The sequence below is a fragment of the Rhizobium sp. NZLR1 genome (genome assembly GCF_017357385.1).
GTDB lineage: Bacteria > Pseudomonadota > Alphaproteobacteria > Rhizobiales > Rhizobiaceae > Rhizobium.
Genome location: NZ_CP071632.1, coordinates 473,579 through 495,819, shown reverse-complemented (window position 1 = coordinate 495,819; position 22,241 = coordinate 473,579). Strand labels below are relative to the sequence as shown.

The 22,241-nt window shown below is 59.1% G+C and carries 20 protein-coding genes and 1 pseudogene; 9 read left to right on the top strand and 12 right to left on the bottom strand.

Going from position 1 to position 22,241, the window contains the following annotated elements; translation table 11 throughout:
• Positions 1-18 precede the first annotated feature (18 nt).
• From J3O30_RS02505 to J3O30_RS02490, 4 genes are all read right to left on the bottom strand, one after another.
• Positions 19-678, bottom strand: coding sequence for an amino acid ABC transporter permease (locus J3O30_RS02505; protein ID WP_207582731.1), 660 nt, complete (start codon positions 676-678; stop codon positions 19-21).
• Positions 675-1,334 (bottom strand): amino acid ABC transporter permease, encoded by a 660-nt coding sequence (locus J3O30_RS02500; RefSeq protein WP_207582730.1) that lies wholly within the window; start codon positions 1,332-1,334, stop codon positions 675-677. The genes J3O30_RS02505 and J3O30_RS02500 overlap by 4 nt, the downstream gene beginning before the upstream one ends.
• 5 nt (positions 1,335-1,339) lie before the next feature.
• On the bottom strand, positions 1,340-2,092 hold the full coding sequence (locus J3O30_RS02495; RefSeq protein ID WP_207582729.1) for an amino acid ABC transporter ATP-binding protein: 753 nt from the start codon (positions 2,090-2,092) through the stop codon (positions 1,340-1,342).
• Positions 2,093-2,172: 80 nt separating this feature from the next.
• On the bottom strand, positions 2,173-3,051 hold the full coding sequence (locus J3O30_RS02490) for an ABC transporter substrate-binding protein (RefSeq protein ID WP_207582728.1): 879 nt from the start codon (positions 3,049-3,051) through the stop codon (positions 2,173-2,175).
• A gap of 162 nt (positions 3,052-3,213) precedes the next feature.
• On the opposite strand from J3O30_RS02490, the gene J3O30_RS02485 reads away from it, so the two are divergent.
• A complete protein-coding gene (locus J3O30_RS02485; RefSeq protein WP_207582727.1) occupies positions 3,214-4,299 on the top strand; it encodes a helix-turn-helix domain-containing protein in 1,086 nt (361 codons plus the stop codon).
• A gap of 178 nt (positions 4,300-4,477) precedes the next feature.
• A complete protein-coding gene (locus tag J3O30_RS02480; RefSeq protein WP_207582726.1) occupies positions 4,478-5,059 on the top strand; it encodes a TetR/AcrR family transcriptional regulator in 582 nt (193 codons plus the stop codon).
• A gap of 108 nt (positions 5,060-5,167) precedes the next feature.
• Here the strand turns inward: J3O30_RS02480 and J3O30_RS02475 are convergent, their stop codons facing one another.
• Positions 5,168-6,262 (bottom strand): alkene reductase, encoded by a 1,095-nt coding sequence (locus J3O30_RS02475; protein ID WP_207582725.1) that lies wholly within the window; start codon positions 6,260-6,262, stop codon positions 5,168-5,170.
• 71 nt (positions 6,263-6,333) lie between these two features.
• Entirely contained in the window at positions 6,334-7,338 is a 1,005-nt protein-coding gene (locus J3O30_RS02470; protein WP_207582724.1) for an NADP-dependent oxidoreductase, read from the bottom strand.
• A gap of 371 nt (positions 7,339-7,709) precedes the next feature.
• Between J3O30_RS02470 and J3O30_RS02465 the strand changes: the two genes are divergently transcribed.
• The 6 genes from J3O30_RS02465 (at position 7,710) to J3O30_RS02440 (ending at position 13,010) form a co-directional block, all read left to right on the top strand.
• On the top strand, positions 7,710-8,291 hold the full coding sequence (locus J3O30_RS02465) for a TetR/AcrR family transcriptional regulator (RefSeq protein ID WP_207582723.1): 582 nt from the start codon (positions 7,710-7,712) through the stop codon (positions 8,289-8,291).
• Positions 8,288-8,650 (top strand): nuclear transport factor 2 family protein, encoded by a 363-nt coding sequence (locus tag J3O30_RS02460; protein ID WP_207582722.1) that lies wholly within the window; start codon positions 8,288-8,290, stop codon positions 8,648-8,650. The genes J3O30_RS02465 and J3O30_RS02460 overlap by 4 nt, the downstream gene beginning before the upstream one ends.
• Positions 8,643-9,023, top strand: coding sequence for a TfoX/Sxy family protein (locus tag J3O30_RS02455; RefSeq protein WP_207582721.1), 381 nt, complete (start codon positions 8,643-8,645; stop codon positions 9,021-9,023). The genes J3O30_RS02460 and J3O30_RS02455 overlap by 8 nt, the downstream gene beginning before the upstream one ends.
• Positions 9,024-9,350: 327 nt before the next feature.
• Complete coding sequence (locus J3O30_RS02450) at positions 9,351-11,072, top strand: aconitase X (RefSeq protein WP_207584245.1); 1,722 nt, start codon at positions 9,351-9,353, stop codon at positions 11,070-11,072.
• Between the two features lie 147 nt (positions 11,073-11,219).
• Complete coding sequence (locus J3O30_RS02445; RefSeq protein ID WP_207582720.1) at positions 11,220-11,921, top strand: GntR family transcriptional regulator; 702 nt, start codon at positions 11,220-11,222, stop codon at positions 11,919-11,921.
• Between the two features lie 126 nt (positions 11,922-12,047).
• Positions 12,048-13,010, top strand: a complete 963-nt coding sequence (locus J3O30_RS02440; protein ID WP_207582719.1) for a dihydrodipicolinate synthase family protein — start codon at positions 12,048-12,050, stop codon at positions 13,008-13,010.
• 71 nt (positions 13,011-13,081) lie between these two features.
• Here J3O30_RS02440 and J3O30_RS02435 read toward each other — a convergent pair whose 3' ends face one another.
• The gene (locus J3O30_RS02435) at positions 13,082-14,119 is read right to left on the bottom strand and encodes an Ldh family oxidoreductase (RefSeq protein WP_207582718.1); all 1,038 of its coding nucleotides are present in this window, start codon (positions 14,117-14,119) and stop codon (positions 13,082-13,084) included.
• Between the two features lie 513 nt (positions 14,120-14,632).
• On the opposite strand from J3O30_RS02435, the pseudogene J3O30_RS33695 reads away from it, so the two are divergent.
• Positions 14,633-16,179 (top strand): annotated as a pseudogene (locus tag J3O30_RS33695) (EAL domain-containing protein).
• Positions 16,180-16,422: 243 nt separating this feature from the next.
• Here J3O30_RS33695 and J3O30_RS02425 read toward each other — a convergent pair.
• From J3O30_RS02425 to J3O30_RS02405, 5 genes are all read right to left on the bottom strand, one after another.
• Positions 16,423-17,787 (bottom strand): NosD domain-containing protein, encoded by a 1,365-nt coding sequence (locus J3O30_RS02425; RefSeq protein WP_207584244.1) that lies wholly within the window; start codon positions 17,785-17,787, stop codon positions 16,423-16,425.
• A 212-nt stretch (positions 17,788-17,999) separates the two neighbouring features.
• A complete protein-coding gene (gene ugpC, locus J3O30_RS02420) occupies positions 18,000-19,142 on the bottom strand; it encodes a sn-glycerol-3-phosphate ABC transporter ATP-binding protein UgpC (RefSeq protein ID WP_207582717.1) in 1,143 nt (380 codons plus the stop codon).
• 10 nt (positions 19,143-19,152) lie between these two features.
• Positions 19,153-19,989, bottom strand: a complete 837-nt coding sequence (locus tag J3O30_RS02415; protein ID WP_207582716.1) for a carbohydrate ABC transporter permease — start codon at positions 19,987-19,989, stop codon at positions 19,153-19,155.
• Positions 19,982-20,863 carry a sugar ABC transporter permease gene (locus J3O30_RS02410; RefSeq protein ID WP_207582715.1) on the bottom strand — a complete coding sequence of 294 codons (882 nt, stop codon included), beginning with the start codon at positions 20,861-20,863 and terminating at the stop codon, positions 19,982-19,984. The genes J3O30_RS02415 and J3O30_RS02410 overlap by 8 nt, the downstream gene beginning before the upstream one ends.
• A gap of 66 nt (positions 20,864-20,929) precedes the next feature.
• Complete coding sequence (locus J3O30_RS02405) at positions 20,930-22,189, bottom strand: sugar ABC transporter substrate-binding protein (RefSeq protein WP_207582714.1); 1,260 nt, start codon at positions 22,187-22,189, stop codon at positions 20,930-20,932.
• Positions 22,190-22,241 lie beyond the last annotated feature (52 nt).

Genomic DNA, 22,241 nt, shown 5'->3' with positions numbered 1-22,241 from the left:
TCTGAGCCTTGTGATGAATTAGCGGGTGGGCACGGCAAGCCGGCGGGAGAAGACCGAAAACGGCCAGGCGATCGCGAAGTAGCAGAGGCCAACCGCCACATAGATCTGCAGCGGCAGAAAATACTCGGTCGCCATCGCCCGGCCGGTCAGAACCAGCTCGTTGACGGTGATCAGCGATGCGAGCGAGGAATCCTTGAGAAGCGCGACGAAGGTGACGATCATCGGGGCCAGGATGACGCGGACGACCTGGGGGAGGATGATCAGCCGGAAGCTCTGAACCTGCGTGAGACCGACGGCCAGGGCCGCCTCGCTCTGCCCCGCCGGGATCGCCTTCAGTCCGGCCCGGAAGAGTTCGGCGATCTGAGCCGCAAAACACAACGCCAAACCTGCGATCGCCGCGCCGAAGGCATCGAAGACGATCCCAATGCCCGGCAGGCCGAAGTAAAGCAGAAACAGCACCGCGAGCAGCGGCACGCCGCGCGCGACCGTCACATAAAGTGCCGCGAAATGCCGTAGCGCCGCGAAACTTGATCTCTGGCACAGCGAAAGCAGCAAACCGAGCACGAGCGCCAGAGCAAAGGCGCACACGGAAAGCACTGCCGTATTCATCATTGCCCGCAACAACAAGGGCAGCCATTCGCCACCATAGTCGCGGTAGGGTGCGAAGAACCCGCTCATCCTTTCAGTCTCCCGTAACGTCTTTCAAGGAATCGCGTCGCCTGCATCAATGGCAGGCTCAGCAACAGATAGAGTGCCGCCGCCGTCGCGTAGATCATCGTTGTCTGGAAGGACGACGTGACCATGGAGCGGGCGAAGAACATGATTTCAGGCGCCGCGATGGCCGAGACGACGGAGGTGTCCTTGAGGAGCTGCACCGCGTAATTCCCGAGCGCCGGCAGGGCGATCCGCATGGCCTGCGGCGTCAGAATTTCGAAAATCGTCTGGAGCGGTGTCAACCCTGCAGCAAGCGACGCCTCCGCCTGCCCTTTTGGCAAAGCGGCGAAACCGGCGCGGAAGATCGCTGAGGTAGTGGCTGCGCCGATAAGCCCGAGGCCCAGAATGGCGGCGGCAATCGACGTCAGCCTCACGCCAATGCTGGCAAGCCCGAAGTAGAGGATGAACAGATGCGTCAGGGCCGGTACGTTGCAGAGGATTTCGCAATAGGCGTCGATCGCCATATTGACGAACCTGATCGCTGTGAATTGCCTGACGAGGGCGAGAAGGAAGCCGATGCCGGTTGCAAAAGCCAGCGAGGCCACCGTAACCAAGACCGTTACCTCAAGCCCGGCGGCGAGCCCCTGGACGACGGAGAAGAATAGCGAGAATCCGCTCATGGCGCCTAGTGCCGGATCTTGTTGAGAAACGCTTGCGTGCGTGCCTCGCGCGGAGCGGTAATGACCTGGCGCGCCGGTCCGGCTTCGACGATCTTTCCGCCGTCGAGGAACAGCACCCGGTCGGCGATGTCGCGGGCAAAGGCAATCTCGTGCGTGACGATCAGCATCGTGCGTCCTTCGGCCGCGAGCTCTTCCATCACTTTCAGAACTTCATGGACCAGTTCGGGATCAAGGGCTGAGGTCGGTTCGTCGAAAAGCATGAGCTTCGGCTTCTGGGCGAGCGCCCGCGCGATGGCCACACGCTGCTGCTGCCCGCCGGACAGCTCCAGCGGTGAAGCATCGGCGCGGTGCGTCATGTGCACTTTCGCCAACATCTCCAAGGCCAATTCGCGCGCCTCGACGGCAGTCAGACCGCGGACCTTGCGCGCCGCGATCGCAACGTTTTCCGTCACCGAGAGATGCGGCCAGAGATTGAAGAGCTGGAAGACCATGCCCATCTCGGCGCGCTGTGGCGCAAGCTGCCGGTCTCTCATCACCTGGCCGTTGCGAACGCCGATCCGCTCGCCATCGAGGCTGATCTCACCAGCACTCGGTTTCTCCAGAAAATTCACGCAGCGCAGACAGGTAGATTTCCCGGAGCCCGAGGGGCCGATCAGGGCAATCTTCTCACCGGCTGCGACGGTAAAATCGATTCCCCTCAGGACTTCGACAGGGCCATAACTCTTGCGCAGGCCCGCAACGCTCAAAAGCGCATTCATCGCCGTTTCCTTATGCTGTTGTGTCTTGGCGAAGAGGACGGATGAAAGCCGCTTGCCGCAGCCTTCATCCGTCAGCCCGGTCAGCCGCCGGCTGCGCAGGACGGAAGCTTGTAATCGCCGGGGCGGTCGACGCCGGCACGGAAGTTTGCACCCACCGGCTTAAACCAGACATCGGCGGACAATCCGTAGCGTGCGCCGATGTCCTTCATCTCACAGCTCTTCCACATATCGGCGATGATCGCGTCCATCTTCTGGCGCAGATCGTCGTTCTTCTGGTTGAGACCGTAGACGACCTGACCGAGCCCGGTAAGCAGCGGGAAATCCGCGCTGTTGTCTGTGAAGGCGAGGAAGTGCATGTTCCAATCCGGGTTCTGCTTGATGGCGTAGGAAACCACCGGCGGGTCGCCGATGACGGCATCGATACGCCCGGCAATAAGATCGCGCACGGCGGCGTCGGAGGTGTCGTAGAGTGAGAGCTCAAGGCCCTTGATCGTCTTCAGTTCCGGGACAAAGGAGAAGCCGGTGATCGTGCCGACCTTCTTGCCTTCCAGGTCGGAAAGCTTGTCCCAGTTCGTCTTGTTCGATTGCATGATGCCGTTCTTGAAATAATGGATCGGCTCAGACAACGTCATGATCTTCGTACGCTTCTCGGTCCAGCCCATCGTGCCGAGCATCACGTCGACGCGACCGGACTGAACGGAGGCGATCGTACCCGACCATTCCATGAGGGCCGGTTGTATCTTGAGGCCGAGCTTGTCGGCGATGCGCTGCATAATCTCGCCGTCATAACCGATCAGCTTGCCGTCCTGCCAGCCGGAGCCCGGCATGTCGCCGGTAAATGCGACCGTCAGCTTGCCCTGCTCGGCAAGTTCGAATGCGTTTGCGAGCGGTGCCCATGCCATGAAGCTGCCTGCCAGCAGCGCGCACATCACCACCCTTCTCGAAAGAGAAAGTGCCATTGTTCTGATCCTTGATTTGTTTTTAGTTCCCCGGTCCGTGGGTCTTGTCCCCGGATGTCGAGTTCGACGAGAGAGAGCTTGCCACCGAAAGGCGGCGTTGAATTTTAGAAATCGGACATTTTCTTTGAAATAGCGACACGGCTGATCTAAGGTCGGCCGGGCATGGACGCAGACGCCACCCTTTCAGATGCACGTGCCAGCGAGCCGGACTATGTCCGCTGGCTCGATGGCTTGTGGGCCGAACGGCTTTTGGCCGCCCGAGACCGCAAGGCCGATCTCTCCATCGGCATTCTGCTCTGGCCGAGCTTCCCGATGATGTCGCTGACCGGGATCGTCGAGCCCTTGCGGCATGCCGCCGATTTCGCCGACAACTCCCGGCCCCTGCATTGCCGCTGGTCGATCATGGGAGCGCCGGGCCACGCCGCGGTGGCGAGTTGCGGCATCCGCGTGCAGCCCGATGCGCCCTATATCAACCCGACGGACTTCGACTATATCGCCGTCATCGGCGGACTCCTGCCGCATCTACGCGCAGCACCCAGCAAGCACCGCGACTACCTGCGGGTCGCCGCATCCGCCGGCGTCCCGGTGATCGGCGTCTGCACCGGCGTCTTCGTACTCGCCCAAGAAGGTCTGCTGACCGGGCGTAAAGCCTCCGTTCATCCCTTCCATGCCGAGGATTTCAAGATCGCATTTCCGCGCCAGGCATTCTCGACGCGCGACGACTTCCTGATCGAGAACGGCCGCATCACCGTTCCCGGCGGCGTCTCGATCCTGTCACTGATGACAGAACTCATTGGCACCCATTGCGGGCCTGACCGGGCGGCCAAGGCAGTTCACCAGCTGTCGCTGACCGAGCACAAGGGCTTGAGCGCTTTCGACCACGGTCGGGTTTCCAGCTTTCGTCATGTCGAGGATTCCCGAATTCAGCGCGCGGTCGTTTTGATCGAGAGTCGCAAGGGCCGTGACGTATCACCCGAGCAGGCAGCCAGCATGATCGGCCTGTCGCCGCGTCAGTTCGGGCGCCTGTTCCAGCAAGGCATCGGCATGACGCCGAAGCGGTTCATCATCGAGACCCGCCTGCGTTACGCCCGCTTTCTGGTGGAAAACAGCACGCTCTCGATGACGCAGATCGCCTTCGAGACCGGCTTTTCCGATGCGGCACATTTCGCAACCGCTTTCCGCCAGAAATTCAACCAGTCGCCGCGGCAATTGAGGACGACGCGCGTCTCGGTCGGGGTCAGATCGTAGAGCGTGATCGGCACGTCTTCTGGCGGCGGCGAAACGGGCCGGTGCGATGAGATGCGTGTCTGCCATGAGGTACGAGCCTGTGCCGGCCGCAATTATCAATGATATACATCATCAATAAGTCAAGTTATAATGATATATGACATCATAATTCGGGTATGGCGGTCGAAAGGACTGTAAAGTGCGGATCACCAAGGAAAAGAAGCAGCAAAATTACGAACGGATTATCGCCACCGCGTCGGAGCTGTTTCGCGAGCGCGGGTTCGATGGCGTGGGGGTGGCGGAGTTGATGGAGCGTGCGGGGCTCACCCATGGCGGCTTCTACAATCACTTCCGCTCCAAGGAGGACTTGATCGCGGAGTCGACCGAGAATGGTTTGAGCGAGACCTTGAAGCGCTATGCCGGTCATGACGTGCTCGCCGTCATGGAACTTTATCTCGCGCGTGAACACCGGGATGGGCGCGGCCAGGGGTGCACGGCCGCGGCGCTGAGCTGCGATGCGGCTCGGCAACCTGAAGAAACGAAGGCCGTCTTTGCTGCAGGAATAGATAACCTCGTGCGCGCGATCGAGGACGGCATTGCACGACATCACGCTTCCGGCGCCGGGGACCGGGCGCAAGCCATCACCATCCTCGCTCAGGCCGTCGGAGCAATCGTGCTGTCGAGGGCCTGCCCGGACGATTCCCCGCTGGCGGACGAACTACTCGACGCCTGCCGAGCGGATTGCCGCGACGCCATCGAAAATCGGATGCGGGAACGTTAGAACAGGATGATTTTAGGCCGGATCGGCCTAAAATCTGAATCCTGTTCTAAAACCGCTCACACTTTTCGGCATCATGCTGTAGGGCCGCATACAAGCGGCCCCATGCCGTCAGGCGCCGACCGGTGCGGCCATTTCAGGATAGTCGGTATAGCCCGCCGCGCCTCCGCCGTAGAGCGTCGCCATATCGAGATTGGCCAGCGATGCACCAACCTTCAGGCGTTCGACAAAATCCGGATTGGCGATGAACGGCCTGCCGAAGGCAAACAGGTCCGCCAGCCCTTGCTCCAGCCTGGCCGTCGCGAGGTTCAGATCGTAGCCGTTATTGGCGATGTAGGTATTCCCGAACTTGCGGCGAAGCGCCTCGTAATCGAAGGGTGCAACATCGCGCGGCCCGCCCGTCGCGCCTTCGACGACATGGAGGTAGGCGATGCCCATCTCGTCGAGCTTCTCGACGATGTAACCGAACTGCGCCTGCGGATCGGTTGCGGATAATCCATTGGCCGGCGACACCGGTGAAATCCGAACTCCGGTTCGCGCCGCTCCAACTTCCTCGATGACCGCGGCCGTCACCTCGAGCGTCAGCCGGGCCCGGTTTTCGATCGACCCGCCATAGGCGTCGGTGCGGGTGTTGGCGCCGTCCCTGGCGAACTGGTCGAGCAGGTAACCGTTGGCGCTGTGAACTTCGACGCCATCGAAGCCGGCGGCAATGGCATTGGCGGCGGCGCGACGGAAATCCTCGATAATGCCGGAGATCTCATGCAATTCGAGCGCCCGAGGTGCCGACACGTCGACGAAGGTGTTGTTCACAAACGTCTTGGTTTCGGCCCTGATGGCGGAAGGCGCCACTGGGGGCTGCCCATCCGGCTGCAGGTCGACATGCGATACCCGACCGACATGCCAGAGCTGCAGAACGATGTGGCCGCCCCTGGCATGCACCGCGTCGGTCACCTTGCGCCAGCCGTCGACCTGCGCCTGCGTGTAGATGCCGGGCGTGTCCTGATAGCCCTGCCCTTGTTGCGAAATCTGGGTCGCCTCCGAGATGATCAGGCCTGCCGAGGCCCGTTGCGCATAATACTCAGCAATAAGATCGCCCGGCACAAACCCGGCGCCCGCTCTGTTGCGCGTCAATGGCGCCATGACGATGCGGTTGGATAGTGTGAGAGAGCCGAGTACGGCGGGCTCAAAGAGTGCGCTGCTGGTCATTTGTCACTTTCAGAGTTGGAAACTATTTCTGGCGTTCGTCTCGCAACGCACGCCACGCCGTCAGGTCGACCTCAGTCTGCGACCGTGATGACCACCTTGCCCTTTGCGCGCCCGGTCTCGACATAGGCCAGTGCATCGCCGGTCTTTTCAAACGGGAACACCTTGTCAACGACCGGTCGGATCACGCCTTGTTCGATCAGGCGCGCAATCTCACCCAACTGCTGCCCCTCAGCGCGCATGAACAGGAATGAATACCCTATGCCGAGGCGCTTGGCCTTTTTCCGAACGCCTCGGCTCAGCAGGCGCAGCACCAGTTTCAGGAACAGGTTCAGGCCGAGTTCCCTGGCGAATGCGGGATCGGGCGGGCCGGAAATGGAGATGAGCCGGCCACCCGGCTTCAGTACAGCCAGAGATTTTTCGAGCGTCTTCGGATCCTGACTGTTCAGCACGAGATCGTAGCCCGACAAGACCTTCTCGAAATCCTGCGTCTTGTAGTCGATGACCACATCCGCCCCGAGACTTTTGGCGAGCTCGGCATTCCCAGCGCTGGTCGTCGTCGCCACCGTCGCGCCAAGATGCTTGGCGAGTTGGATGGCGAAAGTCCCGACACCGCCGGAACCGGCCTGAATGAAGACTTTCTGGCCGGGCTTCACCTTGCCAACCTCGACCAGCGCCTGCCACGCGGTCAGCCCCACCAGGGGAATGGACGCTGCTTCGGTCATGCTGAGATTGTTTGGTTTCAGCGCCACATCGGCTTCATCGATGGCAATGAATTCGGCGAATGTACCGACCCGATGATCGCGCGGCCGTGCATAGACCTCGTCACCGACCTTGAACCGCCTGACCCTCGGTCCCGTCCTGACAACCGTGCCGGCAACGTCGTGCCCCAGGACGAATGGCGGACGATAGGGAAGAATAGGCTTGAACTCTCCGTCCCGCAGCTTGGAGTCCAGCAGGTTCACGGCCGTGGCCTGAATCCGGACAAGGACATCATTGTCCTGCAATTCAGGTTCCGGCAGGTTGGCCAGGCGCAAAGCGCCCTTCTTTTTGTACTTATCAACGACGAATGCCTTCATGAGGCTTTCTCCAATTCGAAGTCTGTTGAGGCGTCAGGCGCCAAGGAAGGACAAAGCCTTCGGCACGAAATCGGCGTGGTTGGATGCGGCAGCGGGTCAGCCCAGGTGCGGGGGCCTTGCGCCGCATCGCTCGCTTTCGCCGCCATCATCGCCATTGTCCTTGCCCTTCCGTATCGACCACCAACTTTCGCGCAGAAGGCAGCCAGCTGCAGTCACTCAAATTTTTAATGACAATCGTCATCATAGATCATCAATGATATTCATCATCAAAGTTGTCAAGCGGAATTTTCTCGCGGATTGTCACGGGAGGCTCTTGCGCCTTCATTCTTGATCAGTCATTCTAGAACGGTTGATAAAGAATCGAGGTGATTGTGGGCAGAGCACGGGAATTCGACGAGGAGGCAGTGCTGAAGGGGGCGATGCAAATCTTTCGCAAGCACGGCTATCAAGGTGCGTCGATCCGCGACCTCGAGGAGGCGACGGGCCTCAAAGGCGGAAGCATCTATCACGCCTTCGGCGACAAGGCCGGCCTCTTCGACGCGGCCTTCGGCCATTACAACCGCACGGTCCTGGAGGGACGGATCGCGCGGTTTGCGCCGCCGGGGAGCGGGGTTAAAGGCTTGCGTGAACTGTTCCTCTCGCTCCTGCATGAGCCCGACGGCGGCTCCCTTGGCTGCCTGATCACGAACATGGCGGTGGAATTCGGAGGCGGCGTCAAATCGCATCCGCGTGTCGAGACAGCGCTCGGTCTCCTTCGAACCACATTCCGCTCGAGGCTGACCGAGCAGTCGACCTTGGCTCGAGACGCGGACGGAGCCAGGGCAGCCACGACGGCCATCCGTCTTCTTGCCTTCTATCAAGGTCTGCTCGTGCTCATTCGCGGCGGCGAAGACAAGGCCGGCCTGCGGCAGGCGATAGAAGACGAATTCAATCAACTGGAGACACTGTTATGACACCTGAGGCACTATGGAACCGATATGCGGCCATCTGGTCGCTGGATGCTGACGCTCGCGAGCCGGAAATGCTGGCTTGCCTCGCTGACGATGTGACCTATTGCGACCCCAATGGAGAGATCGCCGGGCGAGCCGGTCTCACGGCTTACATGGCCGGCTTTCAGGAGAGCGTACCGGGTGGCCGGTTCAAAATATTGAGCGTCCTCCATCACAATGAACGTTCGCTGGCACGCTGGGCACTGAGCCACAAAGACGAGCGTGTTCTGCAGACGGGCACGAGCTTCGGGGTGATTTCTGATGGCCGGCTCGGCGCGATCACCGGCTTCTTCGATCCTCTCGCAGGACAGCACCATGGGTAGCGAGGCGACACGCAGGCTGGCGCTGGATTTTGCGAGCCAGATCGGTCCAGCCGGCTCCATCGATGTCCGGCGGTTCTTCGGCGGATCCGCCCTCGTCCGAAACGGCGCGCAGTTCGGATTCGTCATGAAGGGCACGTTGTATCTCCGCGTCGACGCCGCGATGCGCGCGGAGTTCGAGGCAGATGGCTCAGAACCGTTCCGCTACAGCGCTGCTGGCAGGGAGGTGACGGTTCGCCGCTACTACGCAGTCCCGGCACATGTGATCGACGATCCGGCGCTGCTGCGCACGTGCTCGGAGCGAGCATTGCACGCGACCCCGACGCCCGGCCGCAGACGTTCCGACACGATCCTGGCCGTTAGCCCGTTTGGCTGATGTCGATGCCCGCGGCATCGTGCTTCGGAGGTTCAAACCTCCCCGGCAGATGTGCCACGCCGAAGCCAAGCGGCTTGCGCCGCGCGACTGGTCACGCGTACCTCTTCACGATCCGTGCTCTTGAGCGCTTGACCTGACTGCCTGATCCTAACTCAGCGAAATTGGATTGCGATAAATCGGCAAATTTGCGCCTGGAGGTCCTTGGGAGGTCTGCATTTTTTGCATATTTTATACAATTCTCCAGCTGAAGCCTTGGCGTCGGCGGAGCGATCCACTGGCAACGGCAACACGACGGCAGTCGACCAAAAGAGCAGACGAGACAGTCAAATGACCATCGCATCAGCACCGCGGACCGTTTTGAAGGGCTCCGCAACAGGCCGCGTTGTCGCAACGGAGGAGGCATTGAGCTTCTGGGGCGGCGTAGACCCGGCAACCGGAAATGTCATCGACGTGCACCACCCGCTGCACGGCGTTTCCCTGACCGGCGCCATTTTGATGATGCCGACGAGCCGTGGCTCCTGCACGGGATCCGGCGTATTGCTCGACCTCATTCTGACCGGCCGCGGTCCCGCCGCTCTGGTCTTCAGCGAAGCAGAGGACGTCTTGACGCTCGGTGCACTGATAGCAGCCGAGATGTTCGATAGGCCGATGCCGGTCATCAGGCTCAGCCCGGAGAATTTCCGACTTCTTTCCCAGGCTCAGTCGGCGTCGATAGAGCGTGGTGTCATCACCTCTCAGAGCCTCAACACGGAACTGCCTGCTCCTGCCCTCGCCGACCTCGAACTGACCGAGGAAGACTGCAAGATGCTCAATGGCGGCGATGGTCCGGGCGCGATGCAGGCCATGCGGATCATTTGTGCGATGGCCGCCCAGCAGGGCGCCACGCGGCTCATCGATGTGAGCCAGGGCCATATCGACGGATGCATCTACGCAAGTCCGGCAAACCTTACTTTTGCCGAGACGATCGCCGATCTCGGTGCGAGGGTGCGTATTCCGACCACGATGAACGCGATCTCGGTCGATCGGGCGAACTGGGAAATGCAAGGGATACCGCCGTCCTTCGGCGCACCGGCCGCACGCCTTGCGGACGCTTACGTGCGAATGGGCTGTCGGCCAACCTTCACCTGTTCTCCCTATCTTCTGGACAGCGCTCCGCAAACCGGTGAAACGATTGCCTGGTCGGAGTCCAATGCCGTCATCTTCGCAAACACCGTGCTCGGTGCGCGCACGGCCAAACACCCTGACTTCCTGGATCTCTGTATTGCATTGACCGGGCGAGCCCCGGAATCCGGGGTTTATCTCGACATCAATCGGCACGCTCGGCTGGTTATCGACGTTGAAACCCCGGCATCCGTGAACGACGCGTTTTGGCCACTCATCGGATATCTGATCGGGAAGAAGGCGCCCGATTGCATTCCGCTTGTCAAAGGGCTTGGCCAGGCCCGTCCGTCTCGAGACGATTTGAAAGCTCTCTGCGCTGCATTCGGAACAACATCCGCATCGCCAATGCTGCACATCGCAGGGATAACGCCCGAGGCAGCCGGACCAGTCCATCCGGACGCCGGTCAAGTCAGCATCACGGTCGAGGACATGCACGATGCGTGGCGCTTGCTGAATAACGGCCCGGCAGATGTCGAACTCGTCGCGATCGGGAGCCCGCATGCATCCATCGAAGAATGCCGCGCGTTGGCCGCCGCACTGACGACTGCGTTGATGGGAAGGCGCCGCCATCCGGGCGTCGCCGTGATTGTGACAGCCGGCCAGCAGGTGATCGACCAGGCTCAAGGCGACGGCACCCTTGCCGAGTTGCGTCAGGCGGGGGTTCAGGTTTTCCCGGACCTTTGCTGGTGCTCGATCTCCGAACCAGTGTTTCCCACCAAGACCAAAGCCGTGATCACGAACTCCGGAAAATATGCGCATTACGGCCCCGGCCTCTCGGGTCGCTTCGTACGGCTCGCCAGTCTGAGCGACTGCGTGGAAGCCGCGATTTCAGGACGCGTGACACCCCGAGCAGCCGGATGGACAGCCGAAGCCTCGCTGCCGGCATGATCGACCAATCTAAAAAGGGGATCGAGTGCGGGCCGGCGTCCGCAGCGAGAGTTGTTTTGCGGTTGTTGCAAAGGTCGGGAGCAGAACACGAACAGTTGCCCGCGTGAATGTTTCAAAGTACCCGTTGTCGACAACAAGGATTTTGAAATGGCCATGCAGACGCAAGCTCCCTCCGAACGCAAGCGTGGTTCCGGTGCGAAAACCGTATACGAACTTCTGCGCAATGACATTCTGGACCTGGTCTTGCCACCCGGCAGCCCGATCGACGAGGTGCAGCTCGCCGAACATTTCAAAATGTCGCGCACGCCAATCCGCGAGGCGCTGGTCCGCCTTGCGGGTGAAGGTCTGATCGATACGCTGCCCAATCGGTCGACGATGGTATCCAACATCGACTTTCTCAACCTGCATACTTTCTTCGACGCTTTGGTGCTGATGTACCGCGTCACCACGAAGCTCGCGGCGCAATATCATCGTCCTGCAGATTTGCTGGAGATCAAGGCTCGTCAATTAGAATTCGCAACCGCCGTCGCGAACCAAGACGCCCTGGCGATGATTGCGAGCAACGCCGCCCTTCATTCTTCGATTGCAGAAGCCGGGCGCAATCCATACTTCGTCGCCGTATTCAATCGTATCCTCGATGATGGACGACGCATTCTCCGGCTGTACTACCAGTCCTATGGCGATCGGCTGCCGCAGCAATTCGTCGACGAACACGAAGAGATCATTGCTGCAATCGCAGCGCGGGACGCGGACCTCGCCGACCGGCTGGCGCGCATGCACGCGGAACAAATTGTTGAACAGATTCAGAAGCTGTTTGCCAGGAAAGACCGGTTCGACATCAGTCTTTAAAAAACATCGACGCTCGCAATTTCTTGTCGACAAAAAAAATACAAAGATGTATATTCATCTGCATCGAGGCGCGACGCTCTGCATCCGCCACCAGTCTCCGTTTCGTCTCACCGAGGAGTTTTCACGATGAAAGCTAAGATTTTTTCGGGCGTCGTTCCCGCTCTCATGACACCCTGCAAGGATGACCGCAGCCCTGACTATGATGGGCTGGTCCGCAAGGGCAAAGAACTCATCGCAGAAGGAATGTCGGCGGTCGTCTATTGCGGCTCGATGGGCGATTGGCCCCTCCTGACCGATCAGCAGCGCATGGAAGGCGTCGAGCGCCTGGTCAATGCCGGTATTCCGGTTATCGTCGGCACAGGAGCGGTCAATACCGCTTCAGCCGTTGCCCATGCGGCGCACGCTCAGAAGGTAGGCGCACAGGGACTGATGGTTATCCCCCGCGTGCTCTCCCGCGGCACCGTCGTCACGGCCCAGAAAAACCATTTCAAGGCCATCCTTGCGGCTGCGCCGGATCTTCCTGCCGTCATCTACAACAGCCCTTATTATGGCTTCGCGACCCGCGCCGACCTGTTTTTTGCCCTGCGTGCAGACCATGCGAACCTCGTCGGCTTCAAGGAATTCGGCGGTGCAGCCGACATGCGCTATGCTGCGGAAAACATCACCAGCCGCGACGATGACGTGTCGCTGATGATCGGCGTCGATACCTGTGTCTTCCACGGGTTTGTGAACTGCGGTGCTGTCGGCGCGATCACCGGCATTGGTTGCGTCCTGCCCAAGGAAGTCATCCATATGTGCAATCTTTCGCAGGCTGCCGCCAAGGGCGACCCGGATGCCCGTCAGCGTGCGCTCGAGCTGGAATCGGCGCTCGGCGTGCTTTCGTCCTTCGATGAAGGTCCGGACCTTGTGCTTTATTTCAAGCATATGATGGTGCTGAAGGGTGACGCGGAATATGCCTTGCATTTCAACGAAACCGACGAACTTTCCGAAAGCCAGCGCGGCTATGTCGAGCAGCAGCTGAAGCTGTTCGATACCTGGTATGCCGGATGGAGCAAACTGCCGGGCGCGGTCGAAAAATACAAGCCCTGATCCCTTAGCCCTTCAACGAACAGGTCCTCCTTCCGGGAGACCTGCTCGTCCCATGCCACGTTGAAACCTCGTCAGGAAACGGCATCCAGGCCCTTGTCATGAAGGCGGCTGAGTTGTTCCAATTCAGCCGAGGTCAGGGTGATCCCTTCCCTTTCAGACTTTGCGCGCGCAACGAAACGGCGTTCGGAGGGAAGCCGTGCACCACCCCCGATTATTGCCTCGAACAGCGCTTCTGCTCGCGCAAACGGGTCACCCGGACGACCCGCCGAAAACGCTTTCGGCGACATGGCGATGATCAGCTCGCCATGCATTGGTGACAGTGTCGTCGTCCCGAGATAATCGAGCACTTCCGGACTTGTCAGATCACCGATCATGACCCCGGCAAGCAGTTCGATCATCGTTCCTATAGCCGAGCCCTTATGGCCGCCAAAAGGCAACATCGCGCCGGCGAGAGCTTCATCGGGATCGGTGGTCGGGGCGCCGTGCGCATCGATTGCCCAGCCTTCGGGAAGCTGCTTGCCGGCGCGGCGATGAAGTTCAATTTCACCTCGAGCCACCAAGGATGTCGCGAAGTCGAAAACGTAGGGCGGCTTGTCCACTCGCGGCCAGCCGAAGGCGAATGGGTTGGTCCCCAGCAGTGGCTTGCTGCCGCCCGCCGGAGCAACCGCGGCATAGCTGGGGCACATGACGATCGCCGCGAGGCCTTGTCCGGTCAGGGCTTCCATTTCCGACCAGAGCGCAGAAAAGTGGACGACATCGTTGACAACCAACGCCGCAATTCCCGACGCGTGCGCCGCCTGAGCAACCAGCGGCAAGCCAAGCTCGAACGCGGGATTAGCAAACCCGCCATTCCCCTGAACCGTCACGATACCGGAACTTGCCTGCGGGGCGATCGTGGGGATGGCATCGGGCTTGGCTTTTCCCGCCTTCACCGTGCGCAAGGCGCCCTCGATGCGGTAGATGCCGTGAGATTTGCAGCCGTCGCGCTCGCCAGCCACAATGACATTCGTCAATGCAACTGCCTGCACCGCATTCAACCCGGCCCGCCGAAAGATTGCTTCAACCAACTCGTGCAGCTGGCTGATCGACATGGTGGCTGTCTCAGTCATTTTTCCTCCATCTAGCCTGGCCAAACAGGCAGGCAGGCATCGCCATGTTGCATACATATTGTATCCAATCCATCAGCAAGTTCAGTTTGTGACGGTCGAAAGCACTGAGCTTCACTCGGCAGGAAACATTTCGTCGCTGGGAGATACATACTCCGTCGACGCGGAGGATCCGTGGCAGAACGGCTACATGGTCTCGGACACGTGGGGTGTTACCCCCACCCTTCAGTAGCCTGCGCCACGCTATAGATCGGTGCCACCCCATCCAGTTTGCGGGAAAGCTGTCCGTTCTGCGCAGCGAAATGCCAGCGCCGCCGTCCAGGCAACCCACCATTAACGTTCGAAGTTCAGATAGTCTTTCGGGCTGGTCGGTGCTGTGCGCTTGATCAACGACGGCAAAAGCCGGCCCGCTTAATTCCGCCCGAATGAATTGTGGCGGTGTTGGAAATATCTAGGGGACGATGCGGTCCTGCGAACTGGCCATGATGGTTCTTCACCCAACAGGAGCCCGTTCCCATGCCTCGCATCCAGCCAACCAGACCCCAGATGGAGATATTGGTCTGGATCTCGATCTTCCTGCTGCTTTTCTGCCTATCCTGGCAGTTCCATTGGCATGAGGGGCTGGATGGGTTCATCGAGCAGCATCACGGCTACCCGCTCGACCACGCGCTCCTCGCCCTCAACATCTCCGGGTTTCTGGGGCTAATCTATTCCGCGCTGCGGATCCGGGATCTTTCGCGAGAGGTTAATCGCAGGCTGCAGGCCGAAAAGAACGTGGACTGGATTGCCTGTCACGACACGCTGACCGAGCTGCCCAACCGCAGATTTCTGGATTCCTTGTGCGCGCGGGCGATGATCGATCAAAGGGCACAGGAAACCTATGCCGTGTTCAGCATCGATCTCGACGGCTTCAAGAAGGTCAATGACCTGCTGGGGCACGATCACGGTGATGCGGTGCTGAAAATTGTTGCTCAGCGGCTCTCCGCCCTCTTTCCCCGTGAGCGCGTTTTCCGCATTGGTGCAGACGAGTTCGTCGTTCTGGCGCGGCGCATGGGAAATCCCGATCTTGCCGCTTTGGGCAGCCGCATCGTCCGCGTGATCGGCAAGCCTTTCACATTCAATGGTGTCGCCGTCGATCTCGGCGCCAGCGTCGGCTTCGCACTTTATCCGGAGAACGGCGATGACCTCGGTCAAGTCATTCGACATTCCGACTGTGCGATGTCTGTGGCGAAAAAGCAGGGCCGCGATCTGGTGAAGCCCTTCGTGCCTTCGATGCAGGACGAGTTGGCGAAACGGATTCGAATGGAAGGGGATCTGCGAGCGGCGATCCGGAAGGCTGAGATCGTTCCCTATTATCAACCGCTCGTGGACCTGAAGGCGAACAAGATTATCGGCTTCGAGGCGCTGGCCCGCTGGAAAACGGCTTCCGGCGAATTCATCCCCCCAGCGTATTCATTCCAGTGGCAGAGCAAGCCGGCCTGATCGTCGAATTGACGGATCAGCTGCTTCGGCGCGCCTGCACCGATGCGCTTTCCTGGCCAAGCGAACTCGTCCTGTCGTTCAACCTTTCACCGATCCAACTGAGCGACAGGTTGCTGGGCCTGCGAATTCTCAAGATATTGGGCGATGTCGGTCTTCCCCCGCACAGGGTCGAGCTTGAGGTAACGGAGAGCGCCATCATCCAGGACGCCGTCACGGCACGGATCGTCCTCGACGATCTGGTGAATGCGGGGGTCAGGATTGCTCTCGACGACTTTGGAACAGGCTATTCCAGCCTCTCCCAACTGTCGAACTACCGGTTCGACAAGATCAAGATCGACAGGAGTTTCGTCGCCTCGTTCGAGACCAATGACAAGCAGGACAAGGTGATCAAGGCCATTATCGCTCTCGGTGCCGGACTTGGCGTGACGATCACGGCCGAAGGCATCGAAGAGGAGAGCCAGCGTCGACGGCTTCAGGAACTGGGTTGCGACATCGGCCAGGGATATCTGCTTGGTCGACCAGTGCCGATCGAGGAGATCACCGCAGGTCACGTCAACACCAGGATTTTGCAACGCGGTTGATGGGGGCTGCGGTCCTGATGCGAGCGTTTCGGGGAAGCATGTTGCACCCACACTCGCGGCTTACGTAGAGCAGGTTGTGACGCCTTCGAATTGAATGACGTCGCTACGGCTGGTCATACCCGATCCCGACATTGATCCACTTGAAAAAAGCCGGCGCGAACTCCTATTGGTCCGACAGCCCATGTTCCGGCCAGCGCCGCACAAGCCGATCTTGAACCGGTGGCCGAGTCTTGGCGGCGGGTTTTATCGCAGACTATTCCCAGGAGCTGGAGTGGCCCTGAATGCGTTCATTGTTCTGTCCATCTCAACCTGTTCGTCACGGCCTGAATCCAGGACTGTATTGCGTACCGACCCCTCTTGCACCAGTATTGCCGTTACTTCGAGCGCCTTTAGATTGTCAGTCGACAGCAATGCGCCCACTTGTGTTGAAAAGCAGGCACTGTCTGGTGCGTCAGTGATTTGCGATATTTCGGTGGTGGCCACAATGTGATTATTGGCTATGTAATTGCCACTACCGGAAACCAGCTTGATAATCACAGGCTTTACGGCGACAGGCTTGATATATTGAATATCTATTGTTTCCGAGATGTGGTTCGCGATTACCGAGTTGTTGCTGCCGTCAATATGCAAAAGTCCAAACAGATCATCCAAACCGTTGTCGTACTTCTGCATGGGCGCCCATGGCTCGCGATCTCGCAAAAAGTGATTTGAGGAAACCAAATTCTCGCAACAGTTATGAGCAAAAACCAACATTCCGGGATAGAAGGAATGGAATCTGTTTCCTGTGACCGAGGAACGGACGACGCCGGAAAAATAGACACTGCTCGCTCCTCGAGGGAATACATTGTTTGATGATACTAGAATGCCACCATAATTTTCAGCGTAAATGGAATGTCCCCTGTAGCCGGCTCCTACAAAATTATTTGCTATTCTTGTGGCCTGACCCATGCCTTTCAATTCGATACAGTTGCCGCACTCTGCAATGAAATTGTTATCTACCGCGAGCGCATCTGCATCATGAACAGTCACTCCATGCTCCAGATAGATAAGACCCATCCCCGTTATTCGGATTGAGTCATTGGCGCTGCCGACATAAATTCCTGTTTTGCCATTCCTGTATGTATTTTCTGAATCATATTGCCCCGAACCATCGTCAATGAAGTGCAGGCCATCGATGCAGAAGTCGGCAAACTCCACAGAGCTTATGCGCGGATTTCCGATGCGCTTAACATAAAACGCGGCTCCGGCAGCCTCACCGTGGGCGGCATCCGGAGATGTGTCCACGAGTATGCGACTTCCGCCTGGCCACACTTCATGCCAGTGCGTCAGCTCGTTTGCGGGTACATTGAAACGGATGCTCGACGACGTGAAACCATGTCCAGAGCCCACAATCTTCAGATAGCTCAGGTCGATAACGACTTGCGTAACAAGACGATAATCGCCTGGTGGTATATAGATAACTGCTCCAGGTTTTCCGCCATCATTGAGATCGGAAACCGGTTGCCTGCTCTTGATATCCGCAATGATGCCATTGATGACCGCCCCAATATCCTCATAGGGATTGCCTGCGGGATGCTTCGTTACATCGAAGCAGTTTTCGCTAACCATTGTTAACGTCTTCTCGGACATTTCTTGCTCCACAGCGAGAGTAGACTGATGCTCTTGATTGGCTTGTTGCTCGCCAGGCGTCTGGGCAAACGCGTCCAACCAGTTCTCGTTTTGCGTTTGCAGTAAGATCCTGGCTGGAGATCCGAAAGAGTTGCAGACAATCGGTGCCGATAGATGGACTAGTCACTCTTGTGTTTCTCCAGGCAATATCATCACCAGATGCTGGTGCGGGTATCCGGTTTAAAGAAGTGAAGTTCTTCGGCATCGACAGCGATGCGCGCGATGTTACCTGCGCGTACTGTGCTCTTCGGAGAAAAACGGGCTACAGCAGCTTTTTCGTTGCCGATGTCGGCGACGGCGTCCGGGTCGCCGGCATCCACCCAAGGTGCGTCGATATGCAGATGCACCATGGATTCAGAACCCAGCGCCTCGACTAAAGTGACCGGGGCCGAGATCTCGGCCGAAGAAGGCCGGATCGCGGCGTCGTTCATGTGCTCGGGCCGGATACCGACAATGACCTGACGGTTGGACGCACCGTCGAGAGAGGGGCGGCATTCGAAAACCCGGTCAGGGATCTCGAAACTGTTGTTGCCCAGGGTCAGCGTCCTTCCATTCAGAACGGCCTCGTACAAGTTCATTGACGGCGACCCGATAAAGGCGGCGACAAAGACGTTTGCAGGGCGATTGTACAGGTTTTGCGGTGTGTCGACTTGCTGCAGCACGCCGCCTTTCATCACCGCCACCCGGTCACCCATCGTCATTGCCTCGACCTGGTCATGGGTCACATAGACCGTGGTGACATTCAGTTTTCTTTGCAGGCTGGCGATCTCGGCCCGCATCTGCACACGCAGTTTGGCATCAAGGTTGGAGAGCGGTTCATCCAGCAGGAAGGCCGCCGGTTTGCGAACGATCGCCCGTCCCATGGCGACGCGCTGGCGCTGACCTCCGGAGAGCAGCCCCGGTTTGCGGTCGAGCAATGCCGTCAATTCGAGAATGCGCGCCGCTTCGGTCACGCGACTATCGATCTCGGCCCTCGGCAGGCCAGCCATCAGCAAGGGAAAGGCGATGTTCTCGCGCACCGTCTTATGGGGGTAGAGCGCGTAGGACTGAAAGACCATGGCAATGTCGCGGTCCTTGGGATCGACATCATTGACGACCCGGTCATCGATCCTGAGTTCGCCGCTGGAGATGCTCTCCAGGCCGGCGATCATCCTCAGCGCTGTCGACTTCCCGCAACCCGAGGGACCGACGAACACCATGAACTCGCCATCCCTGACGTCGAAGTTCAGATCGTGAAGGGCGTGAAAACTGTTTGCGTAGATCTTGTTGATGTTGCGCAGTTCGATACCGGCCATACCTGCCTCCTCATCCCTTTACAGCGCCGAATGTCAGGCCGCCGACGATCTGTTTTTGAAGTGCGAGCGTCACGATGATGACGGGAAGCGAATAGAGCACCGCCGCCGCGGTCATCGCGCCCCAGGCAAGCCCGTAGACGGAATTGTATTCGGCAATGACGATCGGCGCCGTCTTGCTCGTCTCCGACGTCAGCAGCAGTGCGTAGAGGAACTCGTTCCAACTGGTGATGAACGTGAAGAGTGCGGTGACTGCGATGCCGCCCGTCATGACGGGAAGGATGATTTTCCGAAAGGCTTGAAATCGCGTGCAGCCATCCATGCGGGCAGCCTCTTCGAGTTCCTTAGGCACACCTTCGAAGAAAGCGGCCATGAGCAGCAGCGCCAGCGGCACAGCGGCCGAAGTGTGGGCGAGAACAAGCCCTGGAATAGTGTCAAGCAGACCCATGGACTTCAAAAGCTGGAACAGCGGCACACCCAGCGACACCGACGGCACCATGCGCGTGATCAGGGCAAAAAGCAGAAAAAGCGTGGTGATCCGGCGTCGGTACTGCGTGGCAACGTAAGCGGCAGGCACGGCAACCAAAAGGGAGAGCGCGGTGGTGAGCACCGCAACCGAAAGGGAATTGACGAAAGCTCTCGGCAGGGTCGACGACTGCAGCACCGCCCGAAAGTTCTCGAACGACATGACCGCAGGAAAGAAGCTCGGCGGGATCTGCTGAACATCGGCCGCCGGTTTGATGGAGGTCATCAACAGATAGATGTAGGGCAGAGCGTAGGACAGCACGAGCACGAGAGCTGCGGCGTTAATCAGGACTCCGCTGGCATTGAGGCGAGGCGCTCTATGCATGGGCCGGCCTCCATATCTTCCAATAGGCTGCGGCGGCCAGAAGCATCATGACCATCAGGAAAAGAGCGCCCGACGCCGACGCTTCGCCGAGGTCACCGAACCGAACCATGCGCTGGTAGATGTTCATCGAAAACACCTCCGAGGCATGGTTGGGACCGCCCTGCGTTTGTATCCAGATGAGGTCGAAGGTCTTGGCTGCATCCACCCCGCGCACGATGACGACGACGGCAATCACCGGGCGCATCAGCGGCAGCGTGACATGCCAGAACCGTTTGAACGCATTGGCACCGTCGATCCGCGCGGCCTCGAGCAGGTCTTTGGGAATGTTCGTCAATCCGGCGTAGGATACGAGCGCGACAAAGGAGGTCGTCAACCAGATATCGGCGAAGGAAACGGAATAGATGACGATATCTTCGTCGGAAAGCCACGCGATCGCATCGGGATCGCTGATGATGCCCAGATGGACGAGTCCGTAGTTCAGAATGCCGATGTTCCCGACCAGCAGAAAGCGCCACAGCAGGCCGGCGACGATCGGAGGCACCATCAGCGGCAGAGTAAAGATCGTGCGGTGCCAACGTGACTGGCCGGGCAGAGCCGAGAACAGCAGAGCGGCGCAGAAGCCGAAGGTAAACTCGAAGAACAGTGCGAAGATTGAATATTGGACGGTTCTAAAGGCGCTTTCGGCGACGCGCTTCGAGGTTAGCGCATCGACATAATTCTTGAGACCCACCCACTCTCGTATGTGGGGTGCGATGGTATCGACCTTGAAAAAGGAATCGAACACCAGGAGCCCTACCGGGTATGCGACCAGCAAGCCGAGGATGGCCAGCGCCGGCGCAAGCATGTAGAGCACAAATCGGTCTTCACCCGACATGGCCGTCTCCGAAAGCTGATGATAGGCGCAGGACCTTCGGTCCCCCGCTGAGGTTAAGGATACGGGTTAGTGGAGGATATCCTCGATCGTTTCCTTGGCGTCCGTCAGGACCTTGCCGACATCCGCTTTGCAGGTCAGGGCCTGCTGCACCGCGGGAAGCACCGCTTCGTCGACGATTTCCTGATATTTTTCGTTCATCGGCCGGCCTTGCGTCGCAGGAGCCCCAAGCGTTTCGAGGAGCGGTGTGAAATGCTCATAGCCGGGCTTGTCGACATAGCTTCGGTAGGCGGAGTTCGTCGCGGCGAGGCCAAGCGGAGCCTCGATGCCGAGGGCATTGTTGGCGATCGCGAAGGCTATGAACTTCTTGGCTGCATCCTTGTGCTGGGAGGTCGACGGAACGACATTGTACCAGGGACCGGGAATGGCCGCGATTCCGGCCTCACCTGCAAGCATCGGCGCCACGCCGACCTTTCCGCTGACCTTGGAATCCTCAGGTGTCATCTTGTAGGCGTGCGCCCAGAATTTCATCATCGCCGTCTTGCCTTGATAGAACAGGTTTTGAGCTTCGCCCCAACCGATTTCGTTGACGTTTTCAGGAACGGAATGATCGGTGCAGTGCGGCGCGATGTAGAATTCGAGCGCCTTCTTGTGCGCTTCATTGTCAATGATGACCTTGCCATCCTTGTCGAGGATCACCCCGGGCGAGCCCGCCTGAAGCACATGCGCCATCCACTCCTCGGAAAAGGTGCCGATGGTATCGGTGCCCCAGAAATCGGTCTTGCCGTCGCCATCCGTGTCCCGGGTGAAGAATTTTGCGATGTCGCGCCATTGCTGCCAGCTCTTCGGCGGCGCCAGGGGATAACCGTATTTTGCCTGAAACGCCTTCTGTTCCTCCGGCTTGTCGAAGAGATCTTTGCGATAGAAAACGATCTCGGCATTCGCCCAGGCCGGCATTCCGATCATCTTGCCGCCAACTTTGGCGTCCGCAAGCAAAGCGGGAGGCAGGGCTTTGCGCACTGCCTCGGTAAAGAGAGGCGAGAGATCCTCGACATGACCAGCGAATTTCGCATTCCATACGACGTCTATCGCAACGACATCGAAGGCCGACGAACCGGAAGCAATCTCGGCCGAAAACTTGTCGAACACACCCTGATAGGGGACGACGGAGAACTTCACCTCAATGCCGGTCTCGGCAGTGAACTTCTCGGCCACGGCCTTTTGCAGCATCTCCCCGCCGCCTTCGACCAGGACATTGATCGTTTCGGCCTGCATTGGGGCCGCCATGAAGATGAGCGCAAGCGCGCTGGCAGAAAGCAAATACTTCATCAGATCCTCCTGTCTTTGATCCGAGGCTCTCGCTCCAACCTCCGATGACAGG